Raw genomic sequence first — 21,372 nt, 5'->3', positions numbered from 1 at the left:
CTCATCGTCCATACGTAATAAGTTACTGCGCTCCGCTCAGGATGACAGAAGTTGTTTCGTTTAAAACGAATACCCCGCGAAATCCTTCCGGAGCTGCGTCTTGAGCAGCTTGCCGGTGGCGGTGTGGGGCAGCTGGTCCACAAATTCGACAGCTTCCGGTATCCACCAGCTAGCCACTTTACCGTCGTAGAAAGCCAGCAGTTCCTCGGCCGTGACGGTGGCTTCGGGCTTGCGCACTACCACCAGCAGGGGCCGCTCGCTCCACTTGGGATGGGGCACACCGATAACGGCCGCTTCGGCTACCTGTGGGTGCCCGATGGCCAGGTTTTCCAGCTCGATGCTCGAAATCCACTCGCCGCCCGACTTGATGACGTCCTTGCTGCGGTCGGTGATTTGCATGAAGCCGTTGGAGTCGATGGTGGCCACGTCGCCGGTGCGGAACCAGCCGCTGGCGGTCAGCTCGCCGGGGTGTGCGGCGCGGAAATACTCGGCCACGATGAACGGGCCGCGCACCAGCAGGTCGCCGAACGCCACGCCGTCGTGGGGGAGGGGCTGGCCGGCATCGTCCATTATCTTCATATCGACGCCGAAAATGGCGCGGCCCTGCTTGGTCTGGATGGCAAACTGCTCATCGGAGCTGAGGCTGAGCTGCTGTGTTTTGAGGGTGCAGACTGTGCCCAGCGGCGAGGTTTCGCTCATGCCCCAGGCGTGCCGTATTTCCACGCCCAGCTCTTCATCAAACGCCTTGAGCAAAGCCGGCGGGCAAGAGGCGCCGCCCACTATCATGCGCCGCAGGGTACTGAACTGCAGTTTTTTCTCGCGCATAAACGTTAGCAGGCCAAACCAGATGGTAGGCACGCCAGCCGTGAAGGTCACGCCTTCCGTTTCATACAGCTCGTAGAGGCTAGCCGCGTCGAGGCCGGGGCCAGGCAGCACCAGCTTGCAGCCGTTGAGCGGCGCCACGTACGGAATGCCCCAGGCGTTGACGTGGAACATGGGCACCACGGGCAGCACCGTGTCGCGGGCCGAGCAGTTGAAGCAGTCAGGCAGGGAGGCGGCGTAGCTGTGCAGCAGCGTGGAGCGGTGCGAGTAGAGCACGCCCTTGGGCTGGTCGGTGGTGCCGGATGTGTAGCAGAGCGAGGAAGCCGTGTTTTCGTCGAAATAGGGCCACTCGTACTCGTCGTTTTCGGTGGCCAGTAGGTCCTCAAAGCAGCGCAGATCGGGCAGGCTGGTGGCTACGGGCATATGGGCCCTGTCGGTCAGCAGCACCCAGTTTTCCACTTTGGGGCAGCTGGGTGCCAGCTTTTCTACCAGTGGCAGGAAGGTGAGGTCGAAGAATAAAATCCGGTCTTCGGCGTGGTTGATGATGTAGACCAGCTGCTCGAAAAATAGGCGTGGATTTATGGTGTGGCACACGGCGGCGCTGCCCGACACGGCGTAGTACAGCTCCAGGTGGCGGTGCGTGTTCCAGGCCAGCGTGCCCACCCGGTCGCCGCGCCGGATGCCCAGGCGGGCCAGGGCGTGGGCCAGCTGCCGGCTGCGCGTGCCCAGGCCGGCGTAGGTGTAGCGGTGTATGCCTCCCTCCGGCATCCGGCTCACGATTTCGGTGTCAGAATGCCACTTTTCGGCGTGTTCGAGGAGGCCGGCAATACGCAGCGGCTCCTGCATCATGAGTCCTAGCATGGTGGGGCAGTTTGGTGGGGTTGGCAGGGCAATAAGCTACAGATAAAACCGCGGCTCCGCTACCGTAGCTCCCGTTCCGCCGAATCTTATGCGGCCTTTAGGGCAGCCGGTACCACAGGCCGGAGCCGTCTTCCTCGAAGCCAACGACACCCTGCTGTTTGGTGACGTATAGCGTCCGGACAAATTTAAAGCGGGCAGTACTCGTCACTACGGCCCTGGTGGTGTAGCGAAGTACATCAGTGAAGATGCGGCCGCCGAGAGTTGCTTGCGGTAAGTATTGCCAGCTTGCAGACGAATTCCACTCAGAAACCGGTAAATCTACGGGCAGGTAGTAACCGGAAAACCCAGGCCACGATGAATACGAGCTTAAGTAAGGAGTTTTGTCGGGCTGGCCTTCGTGAATCTGCAGATCAAGGGCGTAGTCGGTGGTTTGCGAGGAGTCGCAGCGGCTACCCAGGCAGATTTTGCTGAATACAATAGAGTCGGCGCGCTGAAACTTCACGGCAACGCGCTGGTAGTAATAGCGTGTGCCGCCGCCTAAAGGGCCAACAACTCTTTCCTCTTGAAGCGTGTCGATTACGTGCGTAATTCGATAACGGCGAACCTTAGCGCTACGCGCGTTGCCAAACCGCAGCTCGTCATTTTTTCTATAAATCTGCCATTCTAGCTGAGCTGGTGTAAGCCGATAGTTCGGTACTTCATCAGGAGACTTGTGATGGTAGCAACCAGTGATAATAGAGGTCAGTGCGCTGCAAAGCACGAAAACGGGAATACGCATAGTGCTGGAAAATATAGTGCTGGAAAATAGCGTGTGCATGGATAGTCGGACGAATATTTCTTGGCAGCAAAAGTCTTCTCAGGGCAGCCGGTACCACAACGTATTGCCTTCCTCGAATCCGACAACTCCGAATCCTTTGGCATAGTAAACGAACCGGGCCGGCTTGTTGCGAGGAAATCCGGACGGATTACCCGATAGGCCATTGGGAATGCGCAGCACGGATTCGTAATTGATGCCGCCCAGGCGAAGCGTTGGCAGCAACTGCGCGGAATTCATAAGTGGACGCCCGGCAATTACTTCATCAATCGGAAGGCTATTGCTGAATCCGAAGTCCCAATTGAGATATGCGTATCCAACATCGAAGTTGTCACCAGCGCTCATACTCAAGAGCGAGCGGGCATACGTGTCCGGTATAGAATCGGGGCGGGTAGGCGTGCTGGTTGGAGTGGGCGTGTAGCGAATCGTGTCGGTTCGGCGGACCAGCACCTCAATCGACTGGCTTTTAACGCGCTTTGGAGAACCAAAAAATACCGGAGCGTTTCCACCTATGGAATACTCTTTTAGCTTGTCCTCTACTTCGTCGATAATGAATGTCCGCACCTTGCCGGAGCTGGCCTGCCCAAACCGCAGCACGTTGCCGGTGCGGTAAGGCTGCCAGGCCAACTGCTCAGTGGAGAGCCTGAACTCCTGGACTGGGTTTTTACTGCAGCCGGAGAGTAGACCAAGCAGAGAAAAGGCGGGCAACAGATAAGTATGCTTCATGGATAGGTATATATGATATGGGGTGTTGTGCAATGGCAGTAGCGCGAACTACAAAGTTCGCGCTACTGCCACCGGTAGGATAGAGCTGCGAACAGGCAAATAAGTTGCACAAAAAATACCCCGGCCAACTGGCCGGGGTATCTGCTATTGTTCTTTCGGAACCGTGCTTTCTATTTCCTGCCGTTGCACGGGCCGCACGCTTTCCAGCGCCACTTGTAGCACGCCGGAGCGCACGCTCAGCTCAGACAGCTTGTTGTTGCGGCGCGAGGGGTTTACCCGGTTGGTGAGCACAATGCAAGTCAGCTCCTCCTTGGGGTCAACCCAGAAGTAGGTGCCCGTGAAGCCGGTGTGCCCGTAGCTCTGCTGCGACACGCTCTTGGCCGAGTTGACTGTGGGGTTAGCAGCGGGCCTATCGAAGCCGAGGGCGCGGCGGTTGTCGGGGCAGAACTGGCACTTGGTGTACTCCTGCACGGTTTCGGGCTTCAGCAGCTGCTGGCCGCCGTACTTGCCATTCCAGGCGTAGAGCTGCACCACTTTGGCCAGGTCGTTGGCGTTGCCGAACAGGCCAGCGTGGCCCGAGAGGCCGCCGAGCAACGCCGCGCCCTCATCATCGACGGTGCCGTGTAGCAGCTGCTTGCGGAACAGCGAATCGTACTCGGTGGGAGCGATGCGGGCCAGCGGGAAGCGGCGCGTGGGATTGTAGCCCAGCGAGGTGGCGCCCAGCGGCCGGTAGATTTCGTCGGTGATAAACTGGTTGAGGGGCTTGCCGCTGGCGGCCTGCACGAAGCGCGGGTACAGAATAAACGACAAATCGGAGTACACGTAGCCGGGCTTCTCGTTCAGCGGCGACTCGGCAATAGCCTTCGTTATCAGCTCTGGGAAATCCTGGCGGGCCCACAGGCCAGTAGCGGCCCGCAGCGGGAAGCGCGCCGACGAGTCGGGGCGGAAGTAGCGGCGGCTAAGCTCCGAAGGCTTCGTGAGCGACACTTCCTTGGCCTCGGGACTTTTGCCGAGCAGCGAGTTGAACAGGCCGCGCGGCTTGGTGTAGTCTTTCCAGAATGGAATCCAAGCCTTGAGACGAGCTTGGTGCGTCAGCACGTCGCGCAGCTTCAGATCCTGCTTGTTGGTGCCCACCAGCTCCGGCAGCAACTGGCCCATGGTCATGTCGGGGTTGAACTTGCCCTGGTCCTGCAGGCGCATCAGGGCCGGCAGTGCCGCCGATACTTTGGTCAGCGAAGCCAGGTCGTAGAGGTCGGTGTTGCGGACGGCGCGGCTGGGCTTGCCGGCTTGGCTGGGTGCATCAGCAAACGTGTGCGTGCCGTAGCTTTTGCGCAGAACCACCACGCCGCGCCGGGCAATAACCACCTCGCCGCCGGGGAAGGCACGGGCCGCCACTGCGCCGTTCATAATTGAGTCCACGCGGGCTTCAAGGTTGTTGTTCATGCCCACGGCCTCCGGGAAGCTGTAGCGCAACCGGGTGCCGCCCTGCGTGGCAAGGCCGGCGCCGTAGCTGTACTTGTCGCTCACGGTCACGGGCAGCTTGCCGCTGGCCGATATGCCTCCGAAAATCACCTCGGCGGCTACGTCCTGCGCGTTTTTGCTTTCCTGGTAGGCCAGCACCACGGCATCGGCGCGGTCCAAGTCCCGGATTTTGGCCACGGCGTAGGCATTGCCGAACACCGACACGATGAGCTTCTGGCCCTGGCTGCCTAGTTCGTGCAGCAGCACGTTGGTTTCCGAGGTTACGCCGAAGTTGGTGGCGGGCAGGCGGCCGAGGTTGTTCACCCCAATCAGCACCGTGTTAAAGCTTTTCAGCATTTCGCGCATCTTAGTCAGCTCATCCAGGCTGGGGGCGGCCGAAATCCAGAAGTGGCGGGCCGGGGCGTAGTCGGCCACCATGCGCTGGAAATCGGTGGTGTCTTTGGTGCCGATGGTGAGCGTAGCCAGGCGCAGCGTGTCGAGGCGCTGCAGGGGCAGCAGGTTGCGCTGGTTGCGCAGAACGGTTACAGACAGCTCGGTGAGGTGCTGGCTCAGGTACTGGGCGTGCGGCGTGTTCAGGTCCTGGGTGATATTCTGCAGGTCAATAGGCCGGTACTTGTCGAGGCCGGCCCACTGCTTCAAGGCCAGCATCTTGCGGCAGCGCGCATCAATGGATTCCTGCGAGAGCTGGCCGGCATTGATGGCGTCGCGCACCATGCGCAAGGCCAGTGGAATGTTCTTGCTGAACTCCAGAATGTCGTTGCCGGCCTGCAGGGCGCGCACGTCGGCGTCGCCGGGCGGGTACTTCGATATCACGCCTTTCATGTTCATAGCATCCGTAAACACCATGCCCTCGAAGCCCATCTTCTGCTTCAGTAAGCCCGTGGTAATGGGTGCGGAAAGCGTGCTGGGCATGCCGGTAGTATCAAGCGCCGGGATGTTGAGGTGGGCCACCATCATGCCGCCCAGGCCACGCGCCATCAGGCTACGGAACGGAAACAGCTCCAGCGTATCAATGCGCTTGCGGTCGATGCGCAGCAGGGGCAGCGCCAGGTGCGAGTCGGTGTCGGTGTCGCCGTGGCCGGGGAAGTGCTTGGCCACGGCCAGGATGTTGGCATCCTGCATGCCCTTCATGTAGAGGTAGCTTTTCTCGGTCACGCTCTGCCGGTCCTCGCCCCAGCTACGGTAGCCGATGACGGGGTTGGCGGCGTTGTTGTTCACATCCACCACCGGCGCGAAGTTGACGTGCATGCCCAGGCGCTTGAACTGCGCGGCCACCTCGGTGCCCATGTCGTACATCAGTTGGTTGTCGCGGATGCCGCCCAAACTCATCTGGAACGGGAAGCGCTGCACGCTGTCGAGGCGCATGCCCACGCCCCATTCAGCATCCATGGCCACCAGCAGCGGCACTTTGCTCTGGCTTTGGTAGCGGTTCAGCAGGCGCGACTGCCGCACTGGCCCGCCCTGGAAAAACACGATGCCCCCAATGCCATACTGCTGAATCAGCGCCGTAATCGAGTCCTCATCAATGCGCTTGCGGTTGGAATAGGCAGCCACCATAAACAGCTGTGCCACCCGCTGGTCGGGCGTGAGCGTGGCCATCACCGAGTCAACCCAGCGCGAGGCGGCTAGCTGCCCGGCGAAGGGCACGGGCTGGTTGCGGGTTTTGGGAGCTGCTTTGGCGGTTGTTTTGGGCGTAGCGGGCCGGACCGGGGCTTTGGCGGCGGGTGCGGCGGCCCGCGGCGGCAGGGCGCGGGTTGTCTTCTTCTTGGCGGTAGCCTGTTTACGACGCTGCGCGGAGGCGTCCGGAGAGCTTAGCAGTGCCAGCAGCAGCCACAGAAACGGAAGGAAGCGGGGGAAGGACAAGATAGAGGGGGAATGAGTGATAGGGCGAATTTACGGGAATCGGAAGGATGCAATAAGCAGAAGCAGGTACACTATTTCACTTCCACTTCTTCTTCGTAGAATACCTGGCCATTCTCTCCGCGCAGGGAGGCTGAAAGAAAGAGTTGCCGGCGCTTCTGGCGAAATTGAAAAAGACCGTAGTGCTTCTGATTCACGAGCGGCCCTACGCGCAGGTCGTTCGGCTCGCCGGTATTCTGAGCAGCAGGGTGCGTGAGGCCGCTGGAAGTCACTTCCAGCACCGGCGCGGCCAGGCCCGGCACCGCGAGGCGCGACATCTCGCCGATGTGCCGGTCGCCGCTAATAAGCAAAACGCCTTTGGGGTGCGTTTCGGTGAGCAGGGCCAGCAGGCGTTGGCGGGCCACCGGAAAATTGGCCCATTTCTCGAACCGATGCTGCTGCGGCAGAAACTGGATGCCGCACCCGATAATGTGCGCATCGGCGTCGGAGGTGCGGAGCTGCTGCCCGAGCCAGGCCCACTGCGCCTCGCCCAGCACGTCGCCGGTGGGGTTGGGCTGATACACCTGGTTGGCGTCGCGGTGCAGCTCATCCTGAAAATACCGGTCGTCCAGCAGCAGCACCTTCACTTTTTTGCGGCCCACGCGGTAGTCATAGGCGGCGTAGATGCCTTCCTGCTGGCGCCGGGGGCTGTTAGCTGGTTCCTGCAGAAAGTCGAGGGCCAGCTGCTGGTTCTGGGCCTTGAAAGGGTAGTGCCGGTCGCCGTCGTTGCGGCCGTAGTCGTGGTCGTCCCAGGTGCCAATGATGGCCGGTACCTGCCGCCGAAACTGCGCGTAGTCGGGTTGGTTGAACTGGGCGTCGTACTTGGCTTTCAATACGGCCGGATCGTCGGAGTCGCCATAAATATTGTCGCCAAGCCAAACCCAGACATCAGGTTTTTGGGCGGCAATGTCGTCCCAGAGCGGCTGCGGCAGATTGTGGCGGTTGCAGGAGCCGAAAGCAATGGTCAGATCTTTCTTCTGTGCTACGGCAGTACAGCTAGTCAGTAGGCTGGCCGCCAGAAGCGGAAACAGGAACTTCTTCATGCCGTAAAGATGCAGCTTTTGGGCAGGGGCTGCGGCCTTCTCTATAGTATGCGCCGTTGGCACGCCACAATTTTAAAAAGAGGGCATGGCAGCGTTTAATTCCGCAGTTCACCAGAGTGGGCCTACTTTTGCAGGTACCGTATATTCCTGCGGACTGCCTCGGCGTTAGAGTGGTGGTAGTTTATCTTTTTACTTCAATCCCGGTTGTTTTGGTTTTGCGCTCCTTTTTCTCTTTCGTTCTGTCTTTTGGCCGCGTGGCGCGGCCGGCGGGCCTGCTGCTGGCCGTGCTGCTGCTCACTCAGGCAACCCAGGCCCAAGTGCGGCTGCGCGGTACCGTGGTAGACAAGGACACCCGCGAGACGCTGCCCTTCGCCAGCGTAGTGGTGCGCGGCACCACGCTCGGTACCACCACCAACTCCGACGGCGAGTTTACGCTCAATGTGCCCAAGCTGCCCGTAACGCTGCTGGTGTCGGAGCTGGGACACCTCAAGGATACCATCCGGGTGACGAGTGCCGATGAGCCGTTGAGGCTGGCGCTGGCCACGGCCGCCGTGGCGCTGCCCGAGGTGAAAGTGGGCAGCTACCCGTTTCAGCTCGTCGACCGCGCCTACCGCCAGATGCGGGTCGGGTACCGCCAGAAGTTCTACGGCAAGGCCTTCTACCGCCAGGTGACGCGCATTGCCGGCCAGCCCACCGAACTGCAGGAAGTGGTCTGGAACGTGAAGTCCAGCAACGCCCGCATCGAGGGCACGGCCATTGCGCAGGGCCGCTACGCCGCCGTGCCTAGTATCACCAACTTCAGCAACTTCTCGCTCTACACCAAGTCCTACGGCTTGTTTGATGCCAACGCAGACACCACCAAGTCGCTGGCGCTGCTCAGCCCCAACGTGGTGCAAAACTACCTGCTGGAGCTGAAAGGCATCGTGTCGGGCGCTGACAGCACCAAAGGCGGCACGGCGGAAATTGCTTTCGAAACTCGCCCCGAGCTGACCAAATACAAAGCCACGGGCACTATCTGGATTGATATCGACAGCTACAAGGTGGTGCGCTACCACATGACGTCGCCCAACTTCACGGGCTCCACTTCCGACCCCAGCCAGAAATTCCGCGATACGCAGCTGGAAATCGAAATGGCTTTCCGCAACGACGACCCTGCCGTGGTGGTGGCGCCGCTGGAATACATGAAAGTGAACCTGGCCGCCAACCTGACCAGCCCCGGCAAGTCGGCCACGCCGCTGGCAGTGTCGTCGTTCACGTTTTTCTATGACACCAGCACCACGCCCACGGCCATTCCCTACGCCCGCGTGAGCGTAGCCGACCGCGACCTGGCCGCCATCAAATCCACGAAGTACGACCCTGAATTCTGGGCCAACAACCCCGTAGTGCAGCGCACGCCCGTGGAAGATGAGGTAATTGCCTCGTTTGAGAAGCGCGGCGCTTTCGGCACGATGGTGAAGAAAGCCGCTCCCAAACCCGACGTGCAAATCCGCGACGGCCGGATTATCCGGTAGTGTTTAGGGCTTAGGAAATAGGGCCTGGGGCTTAGGCTTCACCACCTGTCTAAAAGAAGAAGGCCCCACCGTAACCCGGCGGGGCCTTTTACATTTACCCTAAGCCCTAAGCCCTAAGCCCTAAGCCTAGCCTAGCCTAGCCTAGCCTAGCCTTTGCGCGACTCGTCGTAGCGGCTGGTTACTTCGCCCCAGTTTACCACACTCCAGAAGGTTTTGATGTAGTCGGGGCGCTTGTTCTGGTGTTTGAGGTAGTAGGCGTGCTCCCACACGTCGAGGCCCAGGATGGGCGTGCCGCGCTGGATGCCGGGCAAATCCATCAGGGGATTGTCCTGATTGGGTGTGCTGGTAATCATCAGCTTGTTGGCTTTTTTGTCGTGGATCAGCCAGGCCCAGCCGGAGCCGAAGCGGCCGGTGGCGGCCTTCGTGAATTCCTCGGTGAACTTCTCGTAGGAGCCGAAATCCTTGTTGATAGCCGCGGCCAAACCGCCAGTCGGCTGCCCGCCGCCCTTGGGCGACAGAATCTGCCAGAAGAAGGAGTGGTTCCAGTGGCCGCCGGCGTTGTTGCGGATGGCATCGGGCTGCTTGCTGGCCGAGGCCAGCAGCTGGGCCAGCGTCAGCTTTTCCTCAGGTTTGCCCATCACCGCTTCGTTGAGCTTCGAGACGTACGTTTTGTGGTGCGCGTCGTGGTGGATTTCCATGGTTTTTGCGTCGATGTGCGGCTCCAGCGCATTGAAGGCGTAGGGTAGGGCCGGCAGCGTAAACGGGCCATCGGCCATGGGCGTAGCGCGGGCCTCGCGGAGCAGCTTTTCTTCGTGGGCGGCGGCCAATAGAGCGGGGCTAACCAAGGCGCCAACCATCGTCAACAGGCCGTTTTTTAGAAAATCTCTCTTAAGCATGGCGGAAAGGAATATGTAAGGTTGTCGGTTGGGGAAGTGTACCCGTGCGGCGGGGCTGGGGTTGCGCATGTCGTCTATCATTCCGAGCAAAGCGAGGAATCTCGTCAGCGTAGTGATTTACCACACTGGCGAGATTCCTCGCTTTGCTCGGAATGATAGACGACTATACAACCGCTACGGGTTGGTGCTCCACATGCCAGCTTCCTTGATGAAGATGCGGCGGTTGAGTTTGAGCTGGGCCACCATAAATTCAGCTAGGTCTTCGGGCTGCATTACCTTGTCAGGGTTGCCGTCGGTGAGCTTGTTGCTGATGGCCAGCTCGGTGGCTACGGTGCTGGGCGTAAGGGCCGACACGCGGATGTTGTGCTTGCGCACTTCCTGCATCAATGACTCGGTGAGGCCGAGCACGGCAAACTTGGAGGCACTGTAGGCGCTGGTGGTAGCGGCGCCGCGCTGCCCGGCCGTGCTGGCCACGTTGATGATGTCGCCGGCTTCGCGGGCAATCATGCCAGGCAGTACGGCGCGGGTGGCGTAGTAGGTACCCAGCAGATTTACCTGAATGATGTGTTCCCACTCAGCAGGGTCCATGTCCACAAGTTTGGCGAAGGTGCCGATGCCGGCGTTGTTGATCAGAATATCGATGGAGCCGAGGGCTTCGGTGGCCTGTACTACGGCCGCTTCCACGGCGGCGCGGTCGGCAATGTCGGCGGCCAGCACTACGGCCTTCACGCCCAGGGCCTCAATTTCTTTCGCCACGTCCTGCAGCTGTGTTTCGGTGCGGGCCAGTAGCGCCACATTCACGCCTTCCTGCGCCAGCGCAACAGCTACTGCGCGTCCGATTCCTTTGCCTGCGCCTGTTACCAGGGCATTCTTTCCGGCTATTGATGCCATTTGTCTGAGAATAGTTAAGTGGAGTGTCTCGGCCTTTTACGAATGAGACGGGAATAGAACTGCCGGGTTGGGCAGAAGTTGAAAAAGCCGCTGGATTTAGCTGGCTGAAGACGGGTGAGTTCTCGCAAAAAGGTAGCTGAGCAGTAAGCTGGACACATCTGCTAGTGACTATGATAAATGCAATATGAAGAGTGTGCCAAGTATCCTGCGCGCCGAATATTTTATAGAAATCCAATTACTTATTTATTGTATAAATTATATAAATATATATTATAATGCAAAATAAATGTCGAATTATTCGACGCAATATACGGGCGACCGTACAAGTTGCAAGTTCAATCCAACTTAATTCACCTTAAAGTCTATTCATCATGAAAGTCAACTTACTTTCTTTTGTTCTACTTCTTTTGTTTGGTTTCAGTGCCTCTTCACAGGTGCAGGCCCAGACTACTTTCGTTTCGCGGCCGGGCGGTGGCCCCTGGAGTAGTCCTTCCACCTGGCTGGTGAACGGAGTGCCCGCTGTTTCAGCTCCTGCAAACAGCAACACTCGCCAAAGAGAAAGCAACAACATCATCGTCATCAACTCACCGGTTGTTCTTAATACCGATTATGTCATTGAAGGTGATAATGGTTTGCTGACCATAAATGCTGGAGGCTCACTTATAGAAGATGGCACGCCGCGCCGCCTGGATTTTGGCAGCCAGCGCGGCAACGACCAGTTGCGGCTGGTGCTGAATGGCGCCCTGCAGGTGAACTCGCTGAGCTTCATCAAGGCTGATGCCGAGATAAATGCGCCCTTGCGTACCAGCTGCAACATTTCCGTTGCCAACCAATCGACGCTCGAAGTGAATGGCAGCGTCAGCATTGAGGGCAACCTTATTGTGCGCCAGGGTAACCCTACCATCGAGGGTACTGGCCAGCTCAACATCAGTGGCTGCGTGCTTACCGGAAATAATGGCTCCCTCAATGGCCTGTTCGGGCCCAACATCAGCGTGTGTGTGCAGGGCGCAGCTAACACCTGCGATACGGAAGGGCTTTCCTGCAACACCAATGTTGCCGCTGCTATTACCATTGATGGCTGCCGTGCTCCGCTGCCGGTTGAGCTAAGCAGCTTCTCTGCTCAACGCAAAGGAGGCGTTGTGCAAATGGCCTGGACTACTGCTTCGGAAAACAACTCGTCCAGCTTCTTGGTGGAGCGTGCCAGCGACAGCCGCGAGTTTGCTGCTATAGCCTCGGTGCCAGCTGCCGGCTATTCGCAGATGGTACGCACGTATTCGGCCACCGACCAGAAGCCGTTAACGGGCAATAATTACTACCGCCTCAAGCAACTGGACCGGGATGGCACGTTTGCCTACTCGCAGGTAGTGAGCGTGCATGTAGCGGGCGTTGATAAGCCTGATTTGAGTGCCTACGGCACCAGCCGCCGCCTGACCGTGCAGCTGAATACATCGGCGGCTTTTGAAGCCTTGCGCGTTACAGATAGCATGGGCCGGGTGCTGTACACTGAGAATATGGCCGCTGGCACCACCGGCAGCGTAGTGCGGGAAATACCATTGCGCGGTACGGGCGCCGGCGTGTACATCGTGCAGGCCGTCACCAACCAAGGCACGATTAGCCGCAAATTCATGCTCACCGAATAGCCACGACAACCGCTAGTAGCGCTAGCGTAGCAGACAAAGCCCACGGAAAATTTCCGTGGGCTTTTTTGCGTCGGTGTACTCTCCGCTGCAAGCGCCCCGGAAACCTGTTATCTTGCCCGGGACCAACTCTACTCCACTATTTCGCATGAAAAAAATTGTCCTGACGGGCCTGCTCCTGAGCACGCTGCTCAGCGCCTGCAACCAGACGCCGCCCAAAACCGGGGAGGCCGCGGCCGTTACCAGCCTTGCCGACGTCAAGGAAATCAGCCAGCTGTTTGCGCTTTACTGGGAAGACAACGCCAAGCTGTTTCCGCTTGATGCCACCACCCAGGGCGACAACCGCTACAACGACCAGCTGCCCAACGACGGCACCGAGGCGTTCCGCCAGAATCTGACGGGCACCTACCAGAAGTACCTGGACGCGCTGCAGAAGTTCGACCGCGCCACGCTCTCGGCCAACGACAAGATCAGCTACGACATCTTCAAGTACGACCTCGAAAACAAACTGGAAGGCCTCAAGCTCACCACCTGGATGATGCCGTTTCAGCAGTTCTGGGGCTTGCCGATTACGATGGGCCAGTACGGCTCGGGGGAGGGTGTGCAGCCGTTCAAGACCGCCAAGGACTACGACAACTGGCTGGGCCGCGTGCGGGGCTTCTCGGTGTGGGCCGACACGGCCATCAGCAACTTCCGGGTGGGTATGCAAACCGGCGTGGTGCTGCCGCGGGCTTTGGTGAAAAAGATGATTCCGCAGATGCGCGACCTGGTGGTGACGGACCCCACCAAGAGCTTGTTCTACGGCCCCATCAACAAGCTGCCCGCCGACATGCCGGCCGCTGACAAAGACCGGATTACAACTGCCTACCGCAAGGCCATCATGGAGGAGCTGGTGCCGACATACAAGAAGCTCGGCGACTTTCTGGAGAAGGAATACCTGCCCAAATCCCGCGCCAGCACCGGCATTTCGGGCATACCAGGCGGCTCTGACCTGTATAAGTACTACGTGAAAACGTGGACCACCACCGACAAGACGCCCGAGGAAATCTACCAGACCGGCCAGCGCGAAGTGGCCCGCATCCGGCAGGAAATGGAGAAGGTGAAAACCCAGGTAGGCTTCAAAGGCGACCTGCCTGCCTTCTTCGCCGCCCTGAAAACAGACCCCAAGCTGATGCCCTACAAAACGCCGGAAGACGTGCTGGGGGCGTTCCGCGCCATTCAGGCCAAGATTGATCCGAACCTGAAAAAAATGTTCGGGCGCACGCCCAAAACGCCTTTCGAAATCCGCCAGACCGAGGCCTTCCGCGCCGCCTCGGCCTCGGCCGAGTACAACCAGGGCAGCCCCGATGGCTCGCGCCCCGGCATCTTCTACATCCCGATTGTAGACGCCACCAAGTTCAACACCACCTCGGGCATGGAGTCATTGTTTCTGCACGAAGCCATTCCGGGCCACCACTACCAGATTTCGCTGCAGCAGGAAAACGAGGACCTGCCTAAGTTCCGCCGCTTTGCCTGGTACGGGGCTATGGGCGAAGGCTGGGCGCTCTACACCGAAAGTTTGGGCAAGGAGCTGGGCCTCTACCAAGACCCTTACCAGTACATGGGCGCCCTCGGCGACGAGATGCACCGCGCCATCCGGCTGGTAGTGGACGTGGGCATGCACACCAAAAACATGACCCGCGAGCAGGCCATCAAATACATGATGGCCAACGAAGCCATCAGTGAGGACGGTGCCACGGCCGAAATTGAGCGCTACATGGCTATTCCGGGTCAGGCGCTGAGCTATAAGGTGGGTGCCCTGAAAATCCAGGAGCTGCGCCGCAAGTATGAGGAGCAGCTGGGCGCCCACAGCAGCACCAAGCTGCGCGAAAAGTACGCCGGCCAGAACCGCGCCCATTTCAGCCTCTCCGACTTCCACGACGAGCTGCTGAAAGATGCCGTGATGCCGCTGGCGGTGCTGGAGCGCAAAATGGATACCTGGGCTGCCTCGCAGAAATAGGCGCGCTGCTGCTTCAGCATTGCAGTGCCACCAGTAGTCAACGCCCGCCAACCACCGTTGGCGGGCGTTTTGGCTATGGCTGAAGTGGTGCCGCGAAACCTGCTAGCTTTAAGCAACTTCTACTTTTCCACTCCATGAAACGAATTCTCCTTCCTGTCTTGCTGGCTTCTGTACTGGCAAGTCCTGCGCTTGCGCAAAAAAGTAAGCCGGCCGCTAAGCCCAACCCGACAACTGCCATACCAGCCGCCTCGGCGCCGTTGGCCGCCTTGTTCGAGGCGTACTCGGAAGAGGAGGCCCAACTGGACCCAATTCTTGCTACCTCCCGGGGCGACAATCGCTACAACGACCAGTTTCCCAACTCCCGGACCCAGGCCTACCGCGACTTGGAGCGCAGCTTCTACCAGCGCTACCGCACGCAGCTGCAGCAGCTTGACCGCGCCCGCCTCAGTGCCACCGACCAAACCAGCTACGACATGCTCGTGTACACGCTCGACCAGCGGTTGGCGGGGTTTTCGTTCAACAACTGGATGATGCCCTTCAACCAGTTTTTTGGCTTGCCCAGCGCCTTGGTGCAGCTCGGGACGGGCACCGGCGCGCAGCCGTTCAAAACGGTGCAGGACTACGACAATTGGCTGAGCCGACTGCGGGGTTTCCCCGTTTGGGCCGATTCGGCCATCAGCAACTTCCGGCGCGGGATGCAGGCCGGGGTGGTATTGCCTAAGGCGCTGGTGCCCAAAATGGTGAGCCAGCTACGCGCTGTAGCCGTGGCCGACCCCGCGAAAAACCTGTTCTACGGACCGGTGAAAGCCTTTCCGGCCAGCTTTTCAGCCGCCGACAAAGCTCGCCTCACGCCGCTTTTTGAGCAGGCTATCCGGCGCGACGTGGCGGCGCCCTACCAGAAGCTGGCCGACTTCCTTGAAACCGAGTATCTGCCGCAGGCCCGCGCCAGCAGTGGTATTGGGGCGCTGCCGCAGGGTGCCGCCCGCTATGCCTACGCCGTGCAGGTGAGCACCACCACCACTCGCACCCCGGAGCAAATCTACCAGACCGGCCTTGCCGAGGTGGCGCGCATTACGGCCGAAATGGAGCGGGTGAAACCTAAAACCGGCTTCAAGGGCGACCTGAACGCCTACTTTGCCTACATCAACACCGACCCTAAGTTCCGGCCTTTCAAAACCGAAAAAGAGGTGCTGGCGGCGTTTGAGGAGGTGCAGGCGCGTATTGCGCCGGCTTTACCCAAATTGTTCAGCCGCACGCCCAAAACGGCGTTCGAGGTGCGAGCTACCGAGGCGTTCCGGGCGGCTTCAGCTTCGGCGCAGTACAACCGCGGCACTCCGGATGGGTCGCGCCCTGGCATTTTCTACGTCCCGATTCTCGACCCGCTCAAGTTCAACACCGTTGCCAACCCGGCCATGGAAACCCTGTTTCTGCACGAGGCTATTCCGGGCCACCACTACCAGGTTTCGCTGCAGCAGGAAAACGAGGCCCTGCCCAAGTTCCGCCGCTTTGGGGGCTACGGGGTCTTCAGCGAAGGCTGGGCACTCTATACCGAAAGCCTGGGGCCGGAGCTGGGCGTGTTCCAGGACCCCAACCAGCTCATGGGCCACCTAGGCGCCGAAATTCACCGTGCCATTCGGCTGGTGGTGGACACCGGCCTGCACACCGGCAAGCTCACCCGTGAGCAGGCCATCAAGTACATGATGGACAACGAGGCCATCAGCGAGCAGGGTGCCACGGCCGAAGTGGAACGCTATATGGCTGTGCCTGCTCAGGCGCTGAGCTACAAAACCGGCCAGCTCAAGCTCAGCGAGTTGCGCGCCCGCTACGAAAAGCAGCTCGGTAAGAAATTCGACCTGCGGGCTTTCCACGACGAAATCCTGGCGGGCGGCTCCATGCCGCTGGCCGTGCTGGAAAAGCGCATGGATGCCTGGGCTGCGCAACAGAAGTAGGTGTAAGTGGTTAATAACACAAGCCCGTCATGCTGAGCTGGCCGAAGCACCTCTACCGCCAAACTAATTCCTGATTAGCCCATGGTAAAGTTGCTTCGGCCAGCTCAGCATGACGGGCTTTAGCCGCCCTATAATTCAGCCATTCACCCTCTCAAATGCGCCACCTCACTTCCGATGATATCCTGGGTCTGGAGAAAATCTTCCGCCTCAACCTCATCAACTCGCTGCCCGGCTATAAGCCAGCCAACCTTATCGGCACGGCCACCGCGGGTGGCGCCACCAACCTGGCCATCTTCAGCTCGGTGCTGCATCTGGGCTCGGCGCCGGCGGTACTGGGTTTGGTCACGCGGCCTACCACCGTGCCGCGCCACACCTACCAAAACCTCAAGGATACGGGCTGTTTCACCATCAACCATGTGCCCACCAGCCACGTGGCGCAGGCCCATTACACCTCCGCCGATTTTCCGGCCGAAGAATCGGAGTTTGATGCCTGCGGCTTCACGGCTGCCTGGCGCGACGGTTTTGCGGCGCCCTACGTGGCCGAAAGCCCCATCAGCATCGGGCTGCGCTTAAAAGAGGAGCTGCCGATTCACAACGGCACGGTGCTGCTGGTGGGCACCGTCGAGCACATCTACCTACCCGAAGCCCTGCTGCTGTCCGACGGCACCCTCGACCTGCCTGCCGCCCAGGCTGCCTGCATCTCCGGCCTCGACACCTACTACCAGGCGCAGCCGGTGGGAGCCTTTGCCTACGCCCGCCCCGGCCAAGGGCCGCAGCCCAAATAGTGGGGCAGTAGTTTGCCTGCTGAAACCCAGCCGCCTCCGCCCGGTAGCCGTTTAAAAAGGCAGTTATCATATCTGAACTCCTGACATCATGACCAAACACTTCTGGCAAACCGTGGGCCTGGGCACCGTGGCCGGTTTCCGCAGCATGACGGCGCCGGCATTGCTGAGCGCCAACCTCGTGAAATTTCATCCGCAGGGCCTGGCCGGCTCGCCGCTCCGCTACCTGCAAAAGCCGCTGGTGGCTACCGGCCTCAAGCTACTGGCCGGCGGCGAAATGGTAGGCGACAAGCTCCCGCAAACCCCCGACCGGATTGCGCCGCCTGTGCTGCTGGGCAGGTTGCTGTCGGGGGCTTTGGTGGGGGCGGCCCTGTACCGGGCCAACCACGGCAAAGCCCGCAACGGGGCGCTGCTGGGCGGGCTGGTAGCCGGAGCGGCTACGTTTGGCAGCTTCTGGCTGCGCAAAAAAGCCACCACCGAGTCGGGGCTGCCCAGCTCGGTGGTCGGCGGCTTCGAGGATCTGCTGGTCCTGGGCAGCGGCCTGGCGCTGTCTAAGGGCAGTGCCGCCGGTGCGCCTACCGGTTTCGCGCTGTAGCTAGTAGGTAGGTTACTTACACAGAAAAGGCCCGCCAGCATTGCGCTGACGGGCCTTTTCTGTAAGCAGGTAATCTATTCTTTGCCAACCGTAGAGCGGGCTTCCGGCGACTCCTGCGGTATATTATTGACCGGTGAGTTGGCGTTGCCGGGGGCGCTTTGCAGGCCGGCATCAGCCGACGTTTTCTGGTCGGCAGCGGAGCCTTTGCCGATGGGCGTTTCTACGCGCTGGCCGCCGCTGAGGCTGTCCCGGTCGGTTTCGTTGGTGGTGGCAGCAGGGGCTTCGGTGAAGTCCTGGCTGGCTTGCGGGTCTTTGCCGGGCGTTTTGTTGTAGTCGCAGGCAGTGAGCGACAAACCCAGGCTACACGCCAGCAGGAGGGAAGGAATACGTTTCATGGAAGTTGGGGGAAGAAGGAAAAACAGAGAAAATACCGACTGAAAAACCAGGCTAGTGCCCCGGGCCCGGTGCCGGACCAGGGGCCGGGCCCGCCTGCGTAGACAGCTGCACCGACTGATCGGCCTGGGCGCCGGTTACGCCGGTGGCACCAGTGGAATCAGCGGCAGCGGCAGGTGTTTCAGCGGTGGTTGATGGGGCAGGGTTGGAATTGCAGGAAGCCAGTAGGAAGCTGCCGGCCAGTAGGCTGAGAAATAGGAAGCGCACCATAGAGGTAGTAGAAGGACGATAAATGAAAAGCCAGCGGGAAGCCAGCCAGGCACTTCTGGGCAAACGGCGTAGCGCCTGCTTCGGTTGCCGCCGCCTTCGCCAAGCCAACCTACCTTTGGCGCATGCCCGCCCCAACCCTCATGAACTGGAGCGGGGGCAAAGACTCGGCCCTCGCCCTCTACCACGCCCTGCGCGACCCGCGCTACCACGTCACCGACCTGCTCACGAGCGTCAACGCGCACTATCAGCGCGTATCGATGCACGGAGTGCGGCTGGAGATGCTCCGGCAGCAGGCCCAGCGCATCGGCCTGCCGCTCACGCTGCTGGAACTGCCCGAAATGCCCGATATGGCCGACTACGAGCGCCTGATGACAGCCACACTGGCGCCCCTGCAGGCCCGCGGCATCCGGCACGCGCTGTTCGGCGACATCTACCTTGAAGACCTGCGCCTTTACCGCGAGCAGCAGTTGGCCCGGGTAGGAATAGAGGCTGTGTTTCCGCTTTGGCAGCGCCCCAATGCCGATTTACTGCGCGAATACCTGGACCTGGGCTTCCGGGCCGTGGTAGTGTGCGTCAACGAGAAGTTTCTGGATGCCAGCTTCTGCGGCCGCGAGCTGAACGCCGACTTCCTGCGCGACCTGCCGCCCGGTGTGGATAGCTGCGGCGAAAACGGCGAGTACCACAGCTTCGTGTTCGAGGCGCCCTATTTCAGCGCGCCCATTGCCTTCGAGCGGGGCGACATCGTGCGCCGCACCTACCAGCGCCCGGCCGCCGCCAGCAGCATTTGCCCACCCGCCGCCACTCCTGCCGCCCCCGACCCATTCGAGCCCGGCTTCTGGTACTGCGACCTGCTGCCCGCTGATGCAAACGGCACGTAACAGGGCTTCTGGGGCTTCACCGAAACAATCCGGCCGATTATACAGTCCTGTACCCGAACTGCCCGCGCCCCCTAGTTATGCCCGTTTCTTCCACTATTGTGCTCTTTGATGGCGTGTGCAACCTCTGCAACGGGTTTGTGCAGTTTGTGATTGAGCACGATGCAGCTGGCCAGTTCCAATTCGCGGCCCTTCAGTCGGCGGCGGGCCAGGCGCTGCTGCGCGAATACCACCTGCCCGCTCCCGCTGAGCCCGATTCGGTGGTGCTGCTGGCCGATGGCCAGGCCTACACGCACTCGGCGGCAGCGCTGGGCATTCTGGCCCGCCTGAATGGCTGGTGGGCAGTGCTGGCCCGGGTGGGTCGGTGGTTTCCGCGCCCCCTACGCGACGCCGTATACCGGCTGATTGCCCGCTACCGCTACCGTTGGTTTGGGCGTCAGGAAGCCTGCTGGCTGCCCACTCCGGAGCTGAAAGCCCGCTTTCTGTGAAGGGTCTGGGAGTGGAAGAGGCGGCGGAGCGCAACGCGAAAATTCCCGTTATCCGGCGCAGGTACGTATCTCTTCCTTGGTTAGAAAATTTTCCGTCGCCCTGTCGGCAAAAGTCGTTTCGCGGCAGCAGCTTCCTCTGTGTCATCTGTCACCTGTCACCTCATAACTCCATCACCTCATCACTAAACATATGCAAGCTCTTGTTCTTGATGGCATCAACCAGGCCGTGCAGCTGCGCGAAGTGCCCACGCAACAGCCCGCCGCCGGCGAGGTGCAGGTGCGCCTCCATGCGGCGGCCCTCAACCACCGCGACGTCTGGATTCAGAAAGGCCAGTACGCCGGCCTGAAATTCCCTATCATCCTCGGTTCTGATGGCGCTGGTACTGTCACGGCTGTTGGCGAAGGTGCCGATGCGAGTTGGCTGGGTCAGGCCGTGCTCATCAACCCCGGCCGGCACTGGGGCCCGCAACCCGCCGCTCAGGGCCGCGACTTTCAGATTCTGGGATTGCCTCAGGATGGCACCTTTGCCGAGTACGTGTGCGTGGCGGCGCGCCAGGTGCGGGCCAAGCCTAGCCACCTGAGCTTCGAGCAAGCTGCTGCGCTGCCGTTAGGCGGCGTTACGGCCTACCGGGCGGCCTTCACGCGGGCGGCGCTGCAGCCTGGCGAGCGGGTGCTCATCAGCGGCGTGGGTGGCGGCGTAGCGCTGCTGGCCCTGCAGATGGCCGTGGCCGTGGGCGCCGAAGTGTGGGTGACATCAGGCTCGGAAGAAAAAATTGCGAAAGCAGTAGCGCTGGGAGCCAAAGGTGGTATCAGCTACCACACCGAGAAATGGCCGGCTACGCTCACCAAGCAGGCTGGTGGCGGCTTCGACGTCATTGTGGACAGCGCGGCCGGCCCCGGATTTCTCGATCTGCTGGACGCCGCCGCGCCGGGTGGACGGATTGTGTTCTACGGGGCCACGCAGGGTAATATGCCTTCGGTACCGGCCGCTAAAGTTTTCTGGAAGCAGCTTTCCATCCTGGGCTCTACGATGGGTACCGAGCAGGACTTTGCCGCCATGGTCGACCTGTTTGAGCAACACGGCATCGTACCTGAAGTAGACGAGACTTTCGCGTTAGCCGACGGCGAAGCTGCCCTGCGTCGCATGGATGAGGGGCTGCAGTTCGGCAAAATCGTGCTTCAGATTTCTGCTGAATAAAAGCGTGTTTGGGAATCTGAACAGAACGCCCTGCTGAGCTTGCCGAAGCATCTCTGCCGCTTCTTCTGCACCGATTCAGCGAAGCGGTAGAGATACTTCGACAGGCGGACGTAAAAGTAGGTATGGTAGAAATGCGTTTTTTTGCTTGTAAACATCTGTTAATCAGTCGTATAAAAATATAAAATCCAAAGAAAATAGTCGACGTATACGGAATGAATAAAATGCTAGCTGTGTTAGTATT

The 21,372-nt window shown here is 60.2% G+C and carries 18 protein-coding genes; 9 read left to right on the top strand and 9 right to left on the bottom strand.

The genetic code is table 11. The annotated features are described in order from the left end of the window. Positions 1–60 precede the first annotated feature (60 nt). The 5 genes from H8B14_RS00180 to H8B14_RS00160 form a co-directional block, all read right to left on the bottom strand. Positions 61–1,683 (bottom strand): 3-(methylthio)propionyl-CoA ligase, encoded by a 1,623-nt coding sequence (locus tag H8B14_RS00180; protein WP_187313623.1) that lies wholly within the window; start codon positions 1,681–1,683, stop codon positions 61–63. Positions 1,684–1,780: 97 nt separating this feature from the next. Beyond that, the gene (locus tag H8B14_RS00175; RefSeq protein ID WP_187313622.1) at positions 1,781–2,461 is read right to left on the bottom strand and encodes a hypothetical protein; all 681 of its coding nucleotides are present in this window, start codon (positions 2,459–2,461) and stop codon (positions 1,781–1,783) included. 78 nt (positions 2,462–2,539) lie between these two features. Further along, positions 2,540–3,223: a hypothetical protein gene (locus H8B14_RS00170; protein ID WP_187313621.1), complete on the bottom strand. Its 684-nt coding sequence runs from the start codon at positions 3,221–3,223 to the stop codon at positions 2,540–2,542. Between the two features lie 144 nt (positions 3,224–3,367). Then, entirely contained in the window at positions 3,368–6,568 is a 3,201-nt protein-coding gene (locus H8B14_RS00165; RefSeq protein ID WP_187313620.1) for a glycoside hydrolase family 3 N-terminal domain-containing protein, read from the bottom strand. 71 nt (positions 6,569–6,639) lie between these two features. After that, complete coding sequence (locus tag H8B14_RS00160; RefSeq protein ID WP_187313619.1) at positions 6,640–7,647, bottom strand: alkaline phosphatase D family protein; 1,008 nt, start codon at positions 7,645–7,647, stop codon at positions 6,640–6,642. A gap of 215 nt (positions 7,648–7,862) precedes the next feature. Between H8B14_RS00160 and H8B14_RS00155 the strand changes: the two genes are divergently transcribed. Beyond that, positions 7,863–9,158: a carboxypeptidase-like regulatory domain-containing protein gene (locus tag H8B14_RS00155; protein WP_187313618.1), complete on the top strand. Its 1,296-nt coding sequence runs from the start codon at positions 7,863–7,865 to the stop codon at positions 9,156–9,158. A 146-nt stretch (positions 9,159–9,304) separates the two neighbouring features. Here H8B14_RS00155 and H8B14_RS00150 read toward each other — a convergent pair whose 3' ends face one another. Both H8B14_RS00150 and H8B14_RS00145 read right to left on the bottom strand, forming a co-directional pair. After that, positions 9,305–10,054, bottom strand: a complete 750-nt coding sequence (locus tag H8B14_RS00150) for a superoxide dismutase (protein WP_315984786.1) — start codon at positions 10,052–10,054, stop codon at positions 9,305–9,307. A gap of 174 nt (positions 10,055–10,228) precedes the next feature. Beyond that, positions 10,229–10,945 (bottom strand): 3-ketoacyl-ACP reductase, encoded by a 717-nt coding sequence (locus H8B14_RS00145; protein WP_187313617.1) that lies wholly within the window; start codon positions 10,943–10,945, stop codon positions 10,229–10,231. A gap of 371 nt (positions 10,946–11,316) precedes the next feature. Here H8B14_RS00145 and H8B14_RS00140 point away from each other — a divergent pair, with 371 nt between their 5' ends. The 5 genes from H8B14_RS00140 (at position 11,317) to H8B14_RS00120 (ending at position 17,907) form a co-directional block, all read left to right on the top strand. Then, positions 11,317–12,585, top strand: a complete 1,269-nt coding sequence (locus tag H8B14_RS00140; protein ID WP_187313616.1) for a T9SS type A sorting domain-containing protein — start codon at positions 11,317–11,319, stop codon at positions 12,583–12,585. A gap of 145 nt (positions 12,586–12,730) precedes the next feature. Continuing rightward, the gene (locus H8B14_RS00135; protein WP_187313615.1) at positions 12,731–14,581 is read left to right on the top strand and encodes a DUF885 domain-containing protein; all 1,851 of its coding nucleotides are present in this window, start codon (positions 12,731–12,733) and stop codon (positions 14,579–14,581) included. A 134-nt stretch (positions 14,582–14,715) separates the two neighbouring features. Further along, positions 14,716–16,530 carry a DUF885 domain-containing protein gene (locus tag H8B14_RS00130; RefSeq protein ID WP_187313614.1) on the top strand — a complete coding sequence of 605 codons (1,815 nt, stop codon included), beginning with the start codon at positions 14,716–14,718 and terminating at the stop codon, positions 16,528–16,530. Between the two features lie 155 nt (positions 16,531–16,685). Beyond that, the gene (locus H8B14_RS00125; RefSeq protein ID WP_187313613.1) at positions 16,686–17,315 is read left to right on the top strand and encodes a flavin reductase family protein; all 630 of its coding nucleotides are present in this window, start codon (positions 16,686–16,688) and stop codon (positions 17,313–17,315) included. Between the two features lie 88 nt (positions 17,316–17,403). Then, entirely contained in the window at positions 17,404–17,907 is a 504-nt protein-coding gene (locus H8B14_RS00120; protein ID WP_187313612.1) for a DUF4126 family protein, read from the top strand. Positions 17,908–17,981: 74 nt separating this feature from the next. Here the strand turns inward: H8B14_RS00120 and H8B14_RS00115 are convergent, their stop codons facing one another. Next, on the bottom strand, positions 17,982–18,302 hold the full coding sequence (locus tag H8B14_RS00115; protein ID WP_187313611.1) for a hypothetical protein: 321 nt from the start codon (positions 18,300–18,302) through the stop codon (positions 17,982–17,984). 52 nt (positions 18,303–18,354) lie between these two features. Continuing rightward, positions 18,355–18,570: a hypothetical protein gene (locus H8B14_RS00110; protein WP_187313610.1), complete on the bottom strand. Its 216-nt coding sequence runs from the start codon at positions 18,568–18,570 to the stop codon at positions 18,355–18,357. 122 nt (positions 18,571–18,692) lie between these two features. Here H8B14_RS00110 and H8B14_RS00105 point away from each other — a divergent pair, with 122 nt between their 5' ends. The 3 genes from H8B14_RS00105 to H8B14_RS00095 all read left to right on the top strand — a co-directional run bounded on the left by H8B14_RS00105 (position 18,693) and on the right by H8B14_RS00095 (position 21,131). Next, positions 18,693–19,448 (top strand): adenine nucleotide alpha hydrolase, encoded by a 756-nt coding sequence (locus H8B14_RS00105; RefSeq protein ID WP_261989826.1) that lies wholly within the window; start codon positions 18,693–18,695, stop codon positions 19,446–19,448. 77 nt (positions 19,449–19,525) lie between these two features. Continuing rightward, a complete protein-coding gene (locus H8B14_RS00100; protein WP_187313609.1) occupies positions 19,526–19,933 on the top strand; it encodes a thiol-disulfide oxidoreductase DCC family protein in 408 nt (135 codons plus the stop codon). 190 nt (positions 19,934–20,123) lie between these two features. Next, positions 20,124–21,131, top strand: a complete 1,008-nt coding sequence (locus H8B14_RS00095) for a zinc-binding dehydrogenase (protein WP_187313608.1) — start codon at positions 20,124–20,126, stop codon at positions 21,129–21,131. The last annotated feature ends 241 nt before the right edge of the window (positions 21,132–21,372 follow it).

It is taken from the genome of Hymenobacter puniceus, from assembly GCF_014333525.1.
Taxonomy (GTDB): Bacteria; Bacteroidota; Bacteroidia; order Cytophagales; family Hymenobacteraceae; genus Hymenobacter.
The sequence above is the reverse complement of the archived record's forward strand: the minus strand, read 5'-3'. Positions and strand labels throughout refer to the sequence as shown.